This is a genomic window from Deltaproteobacteria bacterium (genome assembly GCA_019310525.1).
GTDB lineage: Bacteria > Desulfobacterota > DSM-4660 > Desulfatiglandales > HGW-15 > JAFDEE01.
The window spans coordinates 26,461-41,045 of record JAFDEE010000018.1; the positions used below are offsets into that span (position 1 = coordinate 26,461).

General features: G+C 55.3%; 16 protein-coding genes and 2 tRNA genes. 15 read left to right on the forward strand and 3 right to left on the reverse strand.

The features are described 5' to 3' along the window. Positions 1-314 precede the first annotated feature (314 nt). The 8 genes from JRF57_04810 (at position 315) to JRF57_04845 (ending at position 7,705) form a co-directional block, all read left to right on the forward strand. Entirely contained in the window at positions 315-491 is a 177-nt protein-coding gene (locus tag JRF57_04810; protein MBW2303016.1) for a hypothetical protein, read from the forward strand. A gap of 34 nt (positions 492-525) precedes the next feature. Next, a complete protein-coding gene (locus JRF57_04815; protein MBW2303017.1) occupies positions 526-1,794 on the forward strand; it encodes an ABC transporter substrate-binding protein in 1,269 nt (422 codons plus the stop codon). Between the two features lie 178 nt (positions 1,795-1,972). Further along, the gene (locus JRF57_04820; protein MBW2303018.1) at positions 1,973-2,839 is read left to right on the forward strand and encodes a branched-chain amino acid ABC transporter permease; all 867 of its coding nucleotides are present in this window, start codon (positions 1,973-1,975) and stop codon (positions 2,837-2,839) included. A gap of 81 nt (positions 2,840-2,920) precedes the next feature. After that, positions 2,921-3,859 carry a branched-chain amino acid ABC transporter permease gene (locus JRF57_04825; protein ID MBW2303019.1) on the forward strand — a complete coding sequence of 313 codons (939 nt, stop codon included), beginning with the start codon at positions 2,921-2,923 and terminating at the stop codon, positions 3,857-3,859. Next, entirely contained in the window at positions 3,856-4,644 is a 789-nt protein-coding gene (locus JRF57_04830; GenBank protein ID MBW2303020.1) for an ABC transporter ATP-binding protein, read from the forward strand. Before JRF57_04825 ends, JRF57_04830 begins: the two co-directional genes overlap by 4 nt. Beyond that, positions 4,637-5,383: an ABC transporter ATP-binding protein gene (locus tag JRF57_04835; protein ID MBW2303021.1), complete on the forward strand. Its 747-nt coding sequence runs from the start codon at positions 4,637-4,639 to the stop codon at positions 5,381-5,383. Before JRF57_04830 ends, JRF57_04835 begins: the two co-directional genes overlap by 8 nt. Positions 5,384-5,474: 91 nt before the next feature. Further along, entirely contained in the window at positions 5,475-7,136 is a 1,662-nt protein-coding gene (locus JRF57_04840) for an AMP-binding protein (protein ID MBW2303022.1), read from the forward strand. Between the two features lie 47 nt (positions 7,137-7,183). Continuing rightward, a complete protein-coding gene (locus JRF57_04845) occupies positions 7,184-7,705 on the forward strand; it encodes a response regulator (protein ID MBW2303023.1) in 522 nt (173 codons plus the stop codon). 66 nt (positions 7,706-7,771) lie between these two features. On the opposite strand, the gene JRF57_04850 is transcribed toward JRF57_04845, so the two are convergent. Together JRF57_04850 and JRF57_04855 are read right to left on the reverse strand one after the other, a co-directional pair. Then, complete coding sequence (locus tag JRF57_04850) at positions 7,772-8,314, reverse strand: energy transducer TonB (GenBank protein ID MBW2303024.1); 543 nt, start codon at positions 8,312-8,314, stop codon at positions 7,772-7,774. Between the two features lie 28 nt (positions 8,315-8,342). Further along, entirely contained in the window at positions 8,343-8,936 is a 594-nt protein-coding gene (locus JRF57_04855; protein ID MBW2303025.1) for an HD domain-containing protein, read from the reverse strand. A 172-nt stretch (positions 8,937-9,108) separates the two neighbouring features. Between JRF57_04855 and def the strand changes: the two genes are divergently transcribed. The 7 genes from def (at position 9,109) to JRF57_04890 (ending at position 13,935) form a co-directional block, all read left to right on the forward strand. Next, a complete protein-coding gene (def, locus tag JRF57_04860; GenBank protein ID MBW2303026.1) occupies positions 9,109-9,657 on the forward strand; it encodes a peptide deformylase in 549 nt (182 codons plus the stop codon). Further along, entirely contained in the window at positions 9,650-10,627 is a 978-nt protein-coding gene (locus tag JRF57_04865) for a methionyl-tRNA formyltransferase (protein MBW2303027.1), read from the forward strand. Before def ends, JRF57_04865 begins: the two co-directional genes overlap by 8 nt. A gap of 85 nt (positions 10,628-10,712) precedes the next feature. Next, positions 10,713-11,564, forward strand: coding sequence for a DUF116 domain-containing protein (locus tag JRF57_04870; protein MBW2303028.1), 852 nt, complete (start codon positions 10,713-10,715; stop codon positions 11,562-11,564). Continuing rightward, on the forward strand, positions 11,506-12,867 hold the full coding sequence (gene rsmB, locus JRF57_04875) for a 16S rRNA (cytosine(967)-C(5))-methyltransferase RsmB (GenBank protein MBW2303029.1): 1,362 nt from the start codon (positions 11,506-11,508) through the stop codon (positions 12,865-12,867). The genes JRF57_04870 and rsmB overlap by 59 nt, the downstream gene beginning before the upstream one ends. Before the next feature lie 54 nt (positions 12,868-12,921). After that, positions 12,922-13,578 (forward strand): ribulose-phosphate 3-epimerase, encoded by a 657-nt coding sequence (locus JRF57_04880; GenBank protein ID MBW2303030.1) that lies wholly within the window; start codon positions 12,922-12,924, stop codon positions 13,576-13,578. A 74-nt stretch (positions 13,579-13,652) separates the two neighbouring features. Further along, positions 13,653-13,740: transfer RNA gene (locus JRF57_04885), tRNA-Ser, on the forward strand. Positions 13,741-13,842: 102 nt separating this feature from the next. After that, positions 13,843-13,935, forward strand: a tRNA-Ser gene (locus tag JRF57_04890). A 127-nt stretch (positions 13,936-14,062) separates the two neighbouring features. On the opposite strand, the gene JRF57_04895 is transcribed toward JRF57_04890, so the two are convergent. Continuing rightward, positions 14,063-14,585, reverse strand: a 523-nt coding sequence (locus tag JRF57_04895) for a peptide ABC transporter substrate-binding protein (protein ID MBW2303031.1), incomplete at its 5' end; no start/stop codon positions are given.

Consider the following 14,585-nt stretch of genomic DNA (forward strand, 5'->3'; position numbering starts at 1 on the left):
CGCCACCGAAAGGACTTCCATCATTTGTTGTTTAACTTCGTTATCTATCACACGGCGTCTCAGAGGGTTTTTTGCCGAGTCACGAAATCATCCCCTCTTCCCCGGGTAGGTTTCAGGTAAAGGTGAAAGATTCTTTCTGGCCCTAAAAATATTTTTCTGATTGAAAAGGGGACCTCCCATGTTCTCATCAGACTGCCCTCCCTATCTGGTCGAATTTTCGAGGGATATTAGGGATGAAAGAGGATGGGGAATACCCGGCCGGGATGGCATGCCCCTTGCTGTACTAGAGTAGAGGCAGCTTCGGGGGATCCGGAATGGAGATCAAGACCCTGAGAGAGCGGGAAAAAGAACACCTCCTGGAGGTTCTCGACAAGACCTCCTGGAACCTTGAGATGGCGGCGCGGCTCCTCCAGATACCCCTTCCGCAGGTGAAGCGGAAGATCCGTCAATACGGACTCGAGGACCCGAAAAGGAGACGGTCTTCCAGTTAGAGAAAACCTTTTGAGAAGACAAGGAGGGAGGGACATGACGAGAAGAGGTGTTGTTTTGTCGGTTTTACTGTCTGCGCTGACTCTGTGTTTTCTGTTCGGCCAGGCCTCGGCGGCGGAACCCATCACCATCGGGTGCCCGCTTTCCACGGCCTTTGTGTACGGCTGGGACGCGGAGCGCGGGATAACACTCGCCGTGGAGGAGATCAATTCCCGGGGAGGCGTGAATGTCGGAGGCCAGAAGCGGCCGTTCAAGGTGGAGGTCATCGACACCCGCGACCTTGAACCGGGTGTTCCGGTCAGCGAGGCCCTGATGGCCGTGGAAAAGCTGATCCTGGAGAAGAAGGCCGATTTCCTTCTCGGAGGCCCTGTCCGCTCAGAGGCGGCTCTTGCAGCCATGGGACTGCTTTCCAAATACAAAAAGATCTCCATAGTGACGACGGGTGTGTTGACCCCGAAGTACCATGCCATGGTTGCAAAGAACTACGATAAATACAAATATTGCTTCAGGATTCACGGCGAGGCCAAGCAGTTGGTCAAGGAAATCATGACCTGCTTTAATGAGATTCGGAAAAAATTCGGCCTCGACAAAGTATTCATCATGGTTCAGGACGTGGCCCATGCCCGGGGCGGGGGAAAGGTCCTGGGCAAGGTCGCCGAAAAGCAGGGATGGAAGGTCCTGGGAACAGCAGTCTACCCGACCGGAACATCCGATTTCTCCATGGGGCTGCTGAAGGCCAAAAAGGCCGGTGCCCAAATCCTGAACATCTGGATGGACATGCCGGAGAGTTCCATCCTGCTGAAGCAATGGTATGAGATGCGCATCCCGGCCCTTCCCTTCGGCTCTACCCTGGCGGCAGCGGAGCAGCCGGGCTTCTGGAAGGCCACGGAAGGGAAAGGGGAGTATACTCTTTGTAACGTGGTCAACGCAGGAAACGCTCCCAGCAACGCTACCCCCTGGACCATGAAATTTTACAACGCCTATACCAAGAGATGGGGCATCCAGCCCGAGGGACTGGGAAGCTCAAGCAGTTACATGGCGGTGTACGTCTTGAAGGAAGCCATTGAGAAGGCCGGATCTCTTGATCCCGAAAAGGTCGTAAAGGCCCTGGAGCAGACGGATATGATGGGGGCTTACGGCAGAATCCGCTTCGACCCCAAGAGCCATCAGGTCATCCCGAGCATGGATCCCAAGGAGGGGGCGGTGGGTTCCATTCTCCAGTGGCAGGCCGGAGAGCGTGTAGTCGTCTTCCCAAAGAGCATCGCCATGGGTGAGATCAAGCTGCCGCCTTGGATGAAGCAGTAAGTCCTTTCGGAAATCGACCATCGGAATGTGAGAAGAGAATAAGGCGGCGAGGAGAGGAGTTCAGGGCGCCATCAACCCTGTGGGAAGGGTTATCTGCTTCGGGAGCAATGCCTTCCTCCCTGCCGCCTGTCCATCAACTTGCATCCTTCCTGCATCTGAATGAGGAACAGATCCTATCATGGAGATCATCATCTACGGCATCATCAACAGTACAGCCCTGGCCTTGATGGCCCTGGGATTCGCCCTGGTGTACGGGATCAGCCGGGTGCCCAATTTCGCCCACGGCGCCCTTTACGTCATCTGCGGATTCATCACATGGAGCTTCCTCAATAAATTGGGCCTGAACTACCCGCTGAGTATCCTGCTCGCCATGGTGATCACCGGGGTCATCGGGGGGCTCATCTATCGCTTCATCCTGATCCGGGTCCGGGGAATGGCCATTTCCGAGATCATAGCATCCTACGCCATCGGCCTCGCCATCCTTGAGGGCTTTCGCTGGTGGGGATTCAAGGGCCTGACATACACCCTGCCCGTTTTCCTGGAGGGAAGCATCACCATCGGAGATGTGCCCGTGGACCTCCATCGGATCCTTGTGGTGGTGATAGGTGCGGCCGTAGTGGGCTTCCTCTGGATGTTCACACACTTCACCCGGGTCGGCCTGGCCCTTCGGGGAATGGCCCAGGATGAAAGGGCCGCCCTCATGCTCGGGATCGATTCGGATCTTATGGCTATTGTGGCCATGACCTTCGGGTCCATGCTGGCCGGGCTGTCGGCCGTGCTTCTTCTCCCCTTAGGTAATATAGTGGTGGAAGCGGGTTACAACGTGTTGGTTCTCGCCATTGCCGTCTGTATCGTGGGCGGCCTGGGGAGCTGGATGGGGGCTGTTTTGGCCGCGTTCCTGATCGGGTTCGCCCAGATCCTGACCGTGGTCTATCTTGGTTCTCACTACCAGATGGTGGTGGCGCTCCTTGCCATCATATTGACTCTTGTTCTCCGGCCTTCGGGCCTTTTCGGGAAGCAGAAGGAACTGGAAGAAAGGGTATAAAACGTGGCGACTCAAACCGGGAAGCGAAAGGAAAGGCTGGATCGGGGCATCAAGGTCCGAACAGATGGAATCTATGCCCTGATGTCCTGGAAAGAATTGTCCTACCTCATTCTGCCCAGGGCGGTGCTGATTTTGGGGATGCTGATGCTCCCCTTGGTCATGCCGGGCATGTACTGGCAAAGGGTTGTTTCCATTGTTTGCATCTATGCGCTCCTGGCTCTCAGTTTCGATTTCCTGGCCCACTTCCTGGGCCTGGTTTCCCTGGGCGGGGCCTTCTTTATCGGCGTTGGAGGGTACCTTTCCGCCATCCTCAATACGCAATATGGACTTTCCCCCCTTTGGGCCATTCCCCTTGCAACCCTTGCAGGAGGTGTCGTCTGTACAATTCTCCTGCTTCCCTGTCTTCCTCTTCGGGGAGTCTACTTCGCCATCATAAGCCTTATGTTCCCCCTTGCCATGGCCCGTATCATCGAGGCCCTGGACATCTTCGGCGGAACGGACGGGATCATGGGAATAGAGAGCTTCGCCAACCGCTGGTTCGAGCAATATGCCGTGATTCTCATCGTTTTGGGATGCCTTTTCGGCCTGAGGCGTTTGGTCAATCTGGACCTGGGATTGGTCTTTCGGGCCGTCAAGGATAACGATCAGGCGGTCCGGGCCTCCGGGATGAGCCTGACCCGTTACAAGGCCATGGGCGTTTTCATCGCCTCGGCCATGGGATGCATGGCTGGGGCCTGCCTAGTGCATATCTACATGTGGTCGGGCATCTCGTTGTTCGCCCTGGATTTTTCCATACTTCCCATCGCGGCCACAGTGATCGGCGGGGGAGGAACCCTGGTAGGTCCTGTTTTGGGATGTTTTATTCTGGTACCCATCTCGGAACTGCTCCGGGCCTTCGGGACCTTGCGGATCGTTTTCTATGCCCTGATTCTCATGGGCTTCATTGTCTTCAGGAGTGAGGGGCTCATGGTCTTCGGGCAGCGCAAGTACCATCAGTTTGAAAGGTGGGTCAAGGTATGAATCGTGAACCGATGCTGGAGGTGCGGGGTGTCACCAAGACCTTTGGGGGAATCCTGGCCTTGAACAATGTCAGTTTCGACCTCTTCCCCGGTGACATCCTGGGAATCATCGGACCGAACGGGTCCGGGAAGACCACCCTCGTCAACTGCATCACGGGGTTTGTCAAGATGACTTCAGGCCGGGTGCGGTTCAAGGGCAGGAACATCACCGGTAAACCGGCCCACAAGATCGCGGATATGGGCATCACCCGGACTTTTCAGATCATGCGGCCCTATTACAGCCTTCCGGCCTATAAAAATCTGGTTATTCCCCTATACTCGCCGCGCGCCAGGAGAACGGGAGGATGGAGAGGCGGAGGGAAACTAGGTGACCGGGATACCGTTGGGATCGACATCCTGGAAGAGATCGGTTTTGAACGGGATTCCCACGTGCCTTACAAGATGGCGGCAACCCTTCCGACGGGATATCTCAAGCGGCTGGAGTTGGCCAGGTGCCTGGCTTTGAAGCCGGAGATCATTCTTTGCGATGAGGTTTTTTCCGGCTTGAGTATGAGCGAAATCGCCAGCATGGTTCCCTTGATCGAACGCCTCCAGATGGACGGCATCACCCTGATCATGATCGAACACCGGCTCAGGGAGCTATTCCGGGTGGCCAACCGGATCCTGGTCCTTAATTTCGGCGAGAAACTCATGGAGGGGACCCCGGAAGAGGTCATGGGAGATGAGCGGGTGAAGGAGGCCTATTTTGGATCCGAGGAAGTGGAGGAGGTCATGACCTATGCTTGAAGCAAGGGAGCTGATGGTCTTTTATGAGAATATGCTGGCCCTGAACAATGTGTCTGTGGGCTGCGGGGAGAACCAGATCGTGGGAATCTTCGGGGCCAACAGCGCCGGGAAGTCCACACTCATGTATACTCTGTCCGGTATCATCGAGGATATCCGTAAAAAGGAGGAGATGGCGGGGGGGGAACGGATCACGGTGATGGGCCGCCTTACCTTCAGGGGCGAGGATATCACCGACCTGAAACCAAGTCAGAGGGCCAGGCGTGGATTGATCCTCTGCCCGGAGCGACGAAGAATCTTCACTGAGAGCAGTGTCCTGGAGAACCTGAGAATCGGGGGATACCTTGCCAGTCCATCCCAGGCCGGGGATACGCTGGACTATGTGTTCCACTTGTTCCCGGCCCTGGTGAAGCTCAAGAAGAGGCTCGGTGGTTTTCTGAGCGGCGGAGAGCAGCAGATGCTGGCCATCGGCAGGGCCCTCATGGCCCAACCCAGACTTCTCCTCCTGGATGAACCCCTCATGGGACTCAGTCCCCTGATCCAGTCGATCCTCGTGAAGGCCACTCGGGAGATCCGGAACGAAAAGGGAATATCGATTATCGTGACCGAGCAGTATGCAAGACCGGTCCTGCCTATAGTAGACTATGCCTTTATTCTGGAAAACGGATCTGCGGTGATGGAAGGGTCCCGGGAGGATTTGATGAACAACCCGGATGTGCGGTCCGCCTATTTTGGGGTTTAGTATGGTGAGTTCAACATGGGAGCAATCGGCTTCCGCCTTGGACCGGAAAACGGAGAAAACGGTTGAAGAGGGAACCATGCAGGAGACTTTAATGGAACTCGAAAAGGAATCCACCTTTTCACGTTTTGACCGGATGAGCGAACAATATCCGGCAAGACCCGCGGTCACATATCTTGGTGAGGATTTCTCCTTCGCCCGCCTCCGGAACCTGAGCGAGCGGTTCGCGGGGGGACTGGCGGAAATGGGCGTGCGAAAGGGCGATCGTGTCATGCTTTACCTTGCCAACTGCGTCCAATGGGTGATCGCCTACCTGGGGATCCAGAAGCTCGGGGCCGTCCTCGTTCCAGTCTCCCCCATCTATACCTCCTTTGAGATCGAGTACATGGTCAAGGATGCCGAAGTAGAGACCGTCGTCTGTCTGGATACCAACTTTTGCTATGTCAAGGAAGTCTTTCCCACGACGGGGCTCAAGCGGGCCATCGTGACCAACCTGGCCGACCCCCTTCCTTTTTATAAGCGGGCCTTGGGGAAATGCTTTGACAAGGTTCCCCACGGCAAGGTGGACAAGGCCGATGGAGTTTACTCCTTTATGTCCCTTTTGAAGCATCCTCCTTTGCGGGAAAAGGTGGAGATTGATCCATGGAACGACCTTTCATATATCCTTTACACAGGGGGAACGACGGGATTTCCCAAGGGAGTGCCCGGCAATCACATCGGCATGACTTCCTACGTAAAGGACGTGATCGAAGAAGTAGCGGGAGATCATCTCAAGGAAGGGGAGGATGTCTATATCGCGGTAAATCCCCTTTTTCACATCATGGCCTTGGGGCTTTTCATGGCCTTGGGGCTCAACAAGGGAAACCGGACCCTCTTGATGCCAGTGCCACAGGTGGATGCCATTCTCGAGAGCATTCAGCGCTATAGTGTCCGATGGATGCTCGGGGTTCCGGCCCTCTACCGCATGATCCTGGAAAACGACCGTCTGGCTCAATACAACCTGGATTCCCTGACTTATTGCTATTGCGGCGGGGACATGCTTCCGGTGGAGGTCTTCAGAAGATGGAAGGAGCATACCGGTGTCCCCATCTGCCAGGTTTACGGTTCCACTGAGGCGGGGCATGTGAGCTACAGCCGCATCGACCGGGAACCCAAGCCGGCGGCCATCGGCCTGCCCCTGAGGAGCCGGGAATGTATCGTGGTGGACCCCGATACCCTGGAAAGGGTCCCCAGGGGCAGCAGCGGTGAACTCCTGGTGACTTCTCCCTATACCCTGAAGACTTACTGGAAAAAGCCGGAGGAGACCCGGCGCTCTTATGTGGAGATCGAAGGGAAGACCTATTACCGGATGGGGGATTTCGTCAAACAGGACGAGGAAGGTGAACTGATCTATGTGGAACGCTCGGCGGACATCATCAAGCATAAGGCCTATCGGGTTTCTGCCTCGGAAGTGGAAGCCGTGCTCCAGGATCATCCCACCGTCATCGGGGCCTGCGTTGTTGGCGTGCCTGATCAAAAGGTGGGGGAACGCATCAAGGCGATCGTGGTACTCAAGGAGGATGCCCGTGGCGTGGGGGGGGCGGAGTTGATCCGGTGGTGCCGGGAACACCTTGCTTCATATAAGGTGCCCAGTTATATCGAGTTCAGAGACATGCTGCCCAAGTCCAAGGTGGGCAAGCTCCTGCGCCGTGAGATCCGGGACGAAGAACGAAGGCGCCTTGAAAAGGAGAAAGTCAAGACTTCAGGATCCCGCTGAAGGAGTGGAGGCGAGAAGATCCTTGAAATGGATGGGAGGTTTCGGAAATGAGACAGAGTCCGCTGGACAATAAACGTCTCCTGGCGGTTGATGACGAACCCGATGTCTTGGACACCTTACAGGAGCAGTTGGAGGATTTTGAGGGACTCGTCTTTGACCGGGCGACGGACTACGAGACCGCATACCATCTCCTGAGATCCTGGTCCTACGATCTCGTGATCCTGGATATCATGGGAGTCCGGGGTTTTGATCTCCTCAATGCATCTGTTCATTTGGGAATTCCCACCGTCATGCTCACCTCTCACGCCCTTGCTGCGGAGACCCTGAAGAAATCAGTGGAAATGGGAGCGAGGGCTTATATTCCAAAGGAAAAACTGGCGGAAATCGTCCCTTTCCTGGAAGAAGTTCTCACCCTTTCCCATGGTGCCGTTTGGAAGCGCCTCTTCGAGAGGTTGGGCGATTTCTTCAACTTGAAATTCGGGAAGGAATGGCAGAGGGACGAGAAGGAATTCTGGAAAAAGGTGATGTCGGGCACTTATGAATCAAAACCCGTCATCCTGAAAAAGTAGATTCCGCCTCTGATTTCCAGGCCTCGGGGGGAAGGGAACCCATATAAAGGTCCCTGAACACGGGGCCTATTTTTGTGGCCTGTGGGAGGCGATGCGGTAATCGAAGTTCGCTTTGATGTTCAGGCGACTTACCCTTACATGGGAAGGAAAGGGGGGGAAGGGGGATGCGGCCTTTACCGCCCTCTGGGCCTCCCGGTCAAGGATTTGATGCCCTGAGCTTTCGAGGACCCTGAGCCCGATCAGGTGGCCGTTACGGTTGAGCCTGAAGAGGAGCTGTAGGCGGCCTTCGATCAAGTTCTCTTTTGCTTCTATAGGATAGTGCCACCGGCGCAGGATACGCTTTTTGATGACCCGGGCATAGGTGACGTAGCGTTCGTCCTCGGTATTGAGGGATATGGTGTCTTCATCAGAGTCAGGGGGAGGGTTGAGAAGTTTTTTCAGCTCGCCGTCTGAAAGGTCGGCCTTTTCCAAGCCTTCCACAGGGGGCCTGATAAGTTCTACCCTGTAAGTGCGAAGTTCGGTGTCCGGCCAGTACAAGGGAAAGGCGTTTTTGAAGACTATCACCAGAAAAAGGTGGACCGCGGAGGAAACCATCAAGCAGAGGTGCATGACTCTCCGGGCGGATAGGGAATCCAATCTATTCTTCCGGGGCACCATGATGATTGGAGGGGCCATTCACCCAGTCCGTGTCCTTGTCGAACCACCAATCAGCGCTGTCCGTATTCAGGATGCTTCGGGCCAAACCCCTTGCGCTCTCCGTCTGAAGCCGCTTAACCGCATAGGAGAGCCACTCGTTGGCATACTTGTTGCCGAGGTCCAATTGTTGCTTGAGTTCCAGGATCAGATCGAGCTGGTCCGCGTCCCTGGCGATCATGGCCTCAAGGCTTTGGGAATGGTTGAATTCCTCGGTTAGCGTGATTATCTCCTCTCCGAAGGGGAGGTCTCGGGCAAGGTCCTTCACCGCCCGTTCTTCATCAACGGCCACGTATCTCTTGTTGACGTAATTGTGGTCTCCCGTCCTGGCTTCATGGAGATCATGAAACAGGCACATTAGGACCGTTTTCAATGGATCCGCACCATTTTCACCGGAGGAGAGGAGATAACCAATAACAGCGGTCCTGAAGGAATGCTCGGCAACGGATTCCCCTCCCGAACCCAGGAACTGATAGCCCGTACGAGGGGTTCTTTTCAGCATGCCCACTTCGAAAAGGAAATTGACCAGTGCGTCCATAGGTCCCCTTGAATATGGGTAAGGCGGCAAAAAGTCAAGGATGTTTTCTCTTTCCCATCCTTGATTTCTGGTGACTCCGGATATAAAATAACGCAGTGTTCCGGTGTACACGGCCCTCAAAGAACTGAACGGGCCTGTACGGCCGCTTGATGGGGATAGTGAGGCGCCACGCATGTTGAGAGATGCCAAAACCGTGCCAAAAGTCTTGAGGATTCATACCTATCCTGACCCGGTTCTCCGGGCGAAGGCCGAACCTGTGGATGAAATCGACGGTGAGATCCAGCAGCTCGTCGACGACATGGCCGAAACCATGTACGCGGCACCGGGCATCGGACTGGCGGCCAACCAGGTCGGAGTTCTGAAACGGGTCATCGTTTTCGACGTTTCTCCCAAAGAGAAGGCCAGAGATTTATCAATCCTGATAAACCCCGAAATTATTGAGGCCGAGGGCTCCATTACCCTTGAAGAAGCCTGTCTGAGCATTCTTGACTATTCAGCCGATGTAACCCGAAGTGAACGGGTCAAGGTCCGGGGGTTGGACCGGGAGGGAAACCTCGTGGAGATTGAAGCGGAAGGACTTAAGGCCGTGTGCCTCCAGCACGAGATCGATCATTTGGACGGCATTCTCTTCATCGATCACATCAGCAGCCTGAAGAGGGCCCTTTACAAGAAACGCCTTAAAAAGATGGGTAAAAAGAGGGCGAAAGCGGACCATGGATGAGGAATCGGCCGGAAAAATTCCATTGCGCCCAAGGCTGGTTTTCATGGGAACGCCCGATTTCGCTGTACCCTCCCTTGAGGCCTTGGTCAAGGCGGGGCATGATATTCTGGCTGTGGTCACGCAGCCTGACCGCCCCAAGGGGCGGGGAAGGAAACCTACCGCTACGCCGGTCAAAGAATTCGCCCTCAGGCATGGTCTGAATGTCTACCAGCCGGAGAAGGTCTCCGAGGAGTCTTTCTGTAGCTTAATCCGGGGGTTGGCTCCGGATTTGATCGTAGTAGTGGCCTTCGGGCAGATACTCAAAAGGAACCTCCTGGAGATTCCGCGCTGCGGTGTCGTCAACATTCATGGATCCCTCCTTCCTGCTTATCGAGGTCCGGCCCCCATACAATGGGTTATCCTGAACAATGAACCTAGGACGGGCCTCACCCTCATGCGCATGGATGAAGGCCTGGACACCGGACCGATCCTTTTCCAGAGAGAGGTGCCTATCCTGCCCGATGAAACGGCCGGCCATCTTCATGATAGGTTGGCCGCCCTTTCCGGTGAGTTCTTGGTGGATTCCCTGAGACGAATGGCGGAAAACTCCGTGGTGGAAACACCCCAGGACGAGGGGAAGGCCTCCTATGCGCCGAAGATCGGCAGTGAGATCTGCGTGCTGGATTGGACCGAGCCCGCAGAAAGGCTGTCGGCTTGTATCCGGGCACTTGATCCAGGACCTGGTGCCCGGACTTCCCTGAAGGGGAAACCTCTCAAGCTTTTTGCATCACGGGTATTTCCTGAATCTGTAAGAGATCCGATACCGGGTCGGGTGAGAAGGGCGGATCGGGGTGGGTTGGTGGTGGACTCGGGCCGGGGGGCCGTCTGGATTCGGGAAGTTCAGGCCCCGGGGAAGAGAAGAATGCCTGTAGCTGATTTTCTCAGGGGATTTCCCGTGCCCGAGGGCACGGTCCTGGGACGGGTGGAGTAGATTGAGGGCTTGAAAAGAAAAGCCCGGGAAAGGCGGGTATGGCTCTATGGCTTTTCGGAGAACCCGAAATCCCGCGTGACTCGATATCCGTAGCGCCTATGGGGTGAATCCGTTGGATAGAGGGAGCGATAACACGCGGCAGGAAAAGAGGACTTTTATATTTCTTCTTGTCCTCACCTGTGTGGCTCTGGTGACCGTTGCGGTGACTCTTTGGTTGGTCCCCTATATCGGTTTCAGCAATATCTATGATAAGCTTCCCCTGATCATGGCCATTGTTTTTGGAGCCATCGTGCTCTACATGATCGGAGGAGCATTGACCCTGGTCTTCACGGTCATCCGGGGGAGGAACCTTTTTTTCAACCGGCGGATCCGGGGTGTGGTGATTCGCTTCCTGTTCCCTCTACTGCTCGTGATGGGAAAACTCGTCGGCATAGGAAAGGACAGAGTGCGAAGGGCCTTCATAGCCGTTAACAACGAGTTGGTGCTTGCAGAGGCGAAACGCGTATCTCCCGAAAAGTTGCTGCTTCTTCTTCCCCAGTGCTTGCAGTACCACGAATGTCCCGTTCGTATCACGGGGAATGTGGAAAATTGCAAGGAATGCGGCAGATGTAAGATCAAGGATTTACTCGGCCTTTCTCATAAGTATCATGTGGAGATCTCAGTGGCCACAGGCGGAACCCTGGCTCGGAAGATCGTGGTCGAAAAGAGGCCGGACATCATCATCGCTGTGGCCTGTGAGCGGGATCTCACCAGCGGCATCCAGGATACCCATCCCGTCCCGGTCTATGGAATCTTGAATCACAGGCCGAACGGGCCCTGTTACGATACGGACGTGGATATCGAAAGGGTCGAGAAAGGACTCAAGGTCTTTTTGGGAGATGAAGAAGAAAGCACCGAGGAACCTGGCTCTGGAGATCTTAGACGCGCTGCCTCCTAGACGGAGCACATCGATATCCCTTGTGGAGAACAGGCTTCTCGGCCAGGCTTCTCTTCCTGCCAGGGATAGAGCCTTCCTGATGCACCTTGTCCAGGGCGTGCTGAGATGGCGGATGAGGCTCGACTGGATCATCGGGCAGGTCTCGGACCATCCCATCAAGAAGATCCATCCCCGAATCCTGAATATACTAAGGATCGGTATATATCAGATCCTTTTCATGGACAGGGTTCCGGATTCCGCCACCGTGAACGAGGCGGTTGAACAGGCCAAGGCCGTGGGCCTTGGTCGCCTGGCTCCCTTTGTTAACGGTGTACTCCGGCAGGTCTGCCGCACGTGGCGGACCCTGCCCTATCCGGACCGGCAAGAGGACCCCGCTGGCTTCCTCTCGGTCTATTACAGTTACCCCCGCTGGCTCGTGGAACGGTGGATGGATACCTGGGGGGAGGGGTTTACGGAAGAATTGCTCTCAGCAGGAAACCAGATCCCCTCGCTTACCCTCCGGACCAACACCCTGAAGGCGGACCGCCCTTCCCTTATCAAGCTCCTGGCCGAGGAAGGGGTCTCGGGGGTTCCTGCGCCTTACGCGCCGGAAGGAGTCTTGTTGCCCGAATTCCGAGGAAGGGTGACGGAGTTGAGGGCCTTCAAGAAAGGTCTTTTTCAGGTCCAGGATCAGGCCGCTCAGATCGCTTCTCATCTTCTCAGGGTCAAACCGGGTGAATGGGTCCTGGATGTATGCGCGGGACTCGGGGGAAAGGCGACCCATCTCGCCCAGCTTATGGAGAATCAGGGTGGGGTGATCGCCCTGGATATCCACCACGGACGGCTTCTCGATCTACAGGGGGCAAAACGCAGGTTGGGCCTCAGTCGCATCTTCACTGTCCAGGCGGATGCGGGTCAGGCGATCGCGAATTTGTTCCAATATCGGTTCGATAGGATCCTGGTGGACGCCCCCTGTTCCGGCCTGGGTGTTCTCTCCAGGCATCCGGACGGAAAGTGGAACAAGGGAGAGGCCGATATCTTACGGCTCTCCACATTACAGACACGGATTCTTTCGGAAGCGGCCGGTCTCCTTAGACCGGGAGGCCGAATGCTCTATGTCACCTGTACCCTTTCCAAGGAAGAAAACGAAGGGGTAGTTGGGAATTTTCTAAAGAGAAAGGAAGGTTTCACCCTCGAAAATTTAAGGGACCAGGGACCCGAATGGACCAGAGAGCTCATTGACGAGCAGGGTTTTTTCCGGACCTTTCCGAATATCCACGGTATGGACGGATTCTTTGCAGCCCTTTTCCTGAGGAGAAGATGAGACCAGACCCTTGCCCCTGAATCCGGGGGGCCGTGATTTTTCAAGGAGAAAGCTATGGGTAAGATTGCACCCTCTATTCTTTCGGCGGATTTTACGAGGCTCGGTGAAGAGATAAGAGCGGTGGAGGAAGCCGGCGCTGATTACATACATATCGATGTCATGGACGGTCATTTCGTTCCCAACATCACCATCGGTCCTATGATCGTCCGGGCGGCCCGCAGCATCACCCGCCTACCTTTAGACGTCCATTTGATGATCAGCGATCCGGACCGATATGTGCAGGATTTCGTAGAGGCGGGAGCGGACAAGATCACGGTGCATGCTGAGGCCGTCGATCATCTTCACCGTTCCCTGCAACTGATTCGGAATCTGGGGGCGGAACCGGCCGTTTCTTTGAATCCGGCCACCCCTCCCGGAGTGATCGAATACGTCCTGGAGGACCTCGCCATGATCCTCCTGATGACAGTTAACCCTGGTTTCGGGGGACAGGATTTCATTCCCGCAGTTGTGCCGAAGATCGAGCGGGTGAGAGAGATGATCAACAGCCGCGGCCTTGACGTAGAGTTGGAGGTGGACGGTGGAATCGGCCCTGACACCATTCATCTTGTGTCCGAGGCTGGAGCAGACGTTTTCGTGGCGGGTTCGGCCATTTTCGGGAGCGAGAATTACGGAGAGACGATCGGGAAGATGAGGGCGCGGATGGCTGGTTGACTCTTTCCTCTCTTGGTGTTATGAATATTTTCCTCTTGGAACGGAATACGCAGGTTTCCCCGTTTGTAGGTTGTGGAGGGATGGCCGAGTGGTTTAAGGCGGCGGTCTTGAAAACCGTTGACCCGAAAGGGTCCGTGGGTTCGAATCCTACTCCCTCCGCCAAAAATTCATGGAGATACCGGAAAGGGGAAAACCTGTTGCAAATTCCATTCGGATGTATTATGGGGACCCATTGAGACCTTTGGAAAGGTTCCAGGTACCTGCGGAGAGATGGCCGAGCTGGCTGAAGGCGCTCGCCTGCTAAGCGAGTGTGTGCCGAAAGGTGCACCGAGGGTTCGAATCCCTCTCTCTCCGCCATTTAATAATCTCAGCATACTTGCCGATAGCCTTTTCACCGCACCCAACGTGGTTTCAAGGTCTTGCCTTGCAGGGAAAAGACACATTGAGCCGGGGCGTAACGGCCCCGGCTCAAGTATTTTCCCCTCTAATCTTTGTACCAGGGATCGTAATTGAACCTTAGTGTAGGTGAAAGCTTGACTCCATGCACATTCTTTTGGGTGAACACATAAAGGTTCCCCTGGATGATTGGGCATGTTGGGACATCCACGGTCCACATTTCTTGAATTTTCTTGTAGATCTCGGTCCTTTTCTTCTTGTCTGGCACGGTCTGGCCTTCGGTAAGGATCTTGTCCCACTTGGGATCGGAAAAATAGATCCCCATCCCGGCGGAACCGGCGGTTCCGGCGAATGCTGCCGTGTAGTTATCCGGGTCGATATAGTCCGGATACCATCCCAGCAGATAGGACTGCATCTGCTTGTTGTGCCACTGATCCCTGTAAGTTGCCCATTCCGCGGACTTCACGTTAACCTTCATCACGCCGGTGGCCTCAAATTGCTTCTGAAGGACCGCAGCCAGGTCCACCTCGGTATCCCCATAATGACTCGGGGTGTACCACAGGTCGAAGGTGAACTTGTTCTTCTCGTTGTAGCCCTTGGAAGCGAGCAGT

Excerpts from the sequence above, each read along its gene's own strand:
- JRF57_04810 (MBW2303016.1), top strand. The coding sequence starts at position 315 with ATGGAGATCAAGACCCTGAGAGAGCGGGAAAAAGAACACCTCCTGGAG.
- JRF57_04815 (MBW2303017.1), top strand. The coding sequence starts at position 526 with ATGACGAGAAGAGGTGTTGTTTTGTCGGTTTTACTGTCTGCGCTGACT.
- JRF57_04820 (MBW2303018.1), top strand. The coding sequence starts at position 1,973 with ATGGAGATCATCATCTACGGCATCATCAACAGTACAGCCCTGGCCTTG.
- JRF57_04825 (MBW2303019.1), top strand. The coding sequence starts at position 2,921 with ATGTCCTGGAAAGAATTGTCCTACCTCATTCTGCCCAGGGCGGTGCTG.
- JRF57_04830 (MBW2303020.1), top strand. The coding sequence starts at position 3,856 with ATGAATCGTGAACCGATGCTGGAGGTGCGGGGTGTCACCAAGACCTTT.
- JRF57_04835 (MBW2303021.1), top strand. The coding sequence starts at position 4,637 with ATGCTTGAAGCAAGGGAGCTGATGGTCTTTTATGAGAATATGCTGGCC.
- JRF57_04840 (MBW2303022.1), top strand. The coding sequence starts at position 5,475 with ATGGAACTCGAAAAGGAATCCACCTTTTCACGTTTTGACCGGATGAGC.
- JRF57_04845 (MBW2303023.1), top strand. The coding sequence starts at position 7,184 with ATGAGACAGAGTCCGCTGGACAATAAACGTCTCCTGGCGGTTGATGAC.
- JRF57_04850 (MBW2303024.1), bottom strand. The coding sequence starts at position 8,314 with ATGCACCTCTGCTTGATGGTTTCCTCCGCGGTCCACCTTTTTCTGGTG.
- JRF57_04855 (MBW2303025.1), bottom strand. The coding sequence starts at position 8,936 with ATGGACGCACTGGTCAATTTCCTTTTCGAAGTGGGCATGCTGAAAAGA.
- def (MBW2303026.1), top strand. The coding sequence starts at position 9,109 with ATGTTGAGAGATGCCAAAACCGTGCCAAAAGTCTTGAGGATTCATACC.
- JRF57_04865 (MBW2303027.1), top strand. The coding sequence starts at position 9,650 with ATGGATGAGGAATCGGCCGGAAAAATTCCATTGCGCCCAAGGCTGGTT.
- rsmB (MBW2303029.1), top strand. The coding sequence starts at position 11,506 with ATGAAGAAGAAAGCACCGAGGAACCTGGCTCTGGAGATCTTAGACGCG.
- JRF57_04880 (MBW2303030.1), top strand. The coding sequence starts at position 12,922 with ATGGGTAAGATTGCACCCTCTATTCTTTCGGCGGATTTTACGAGGCTC.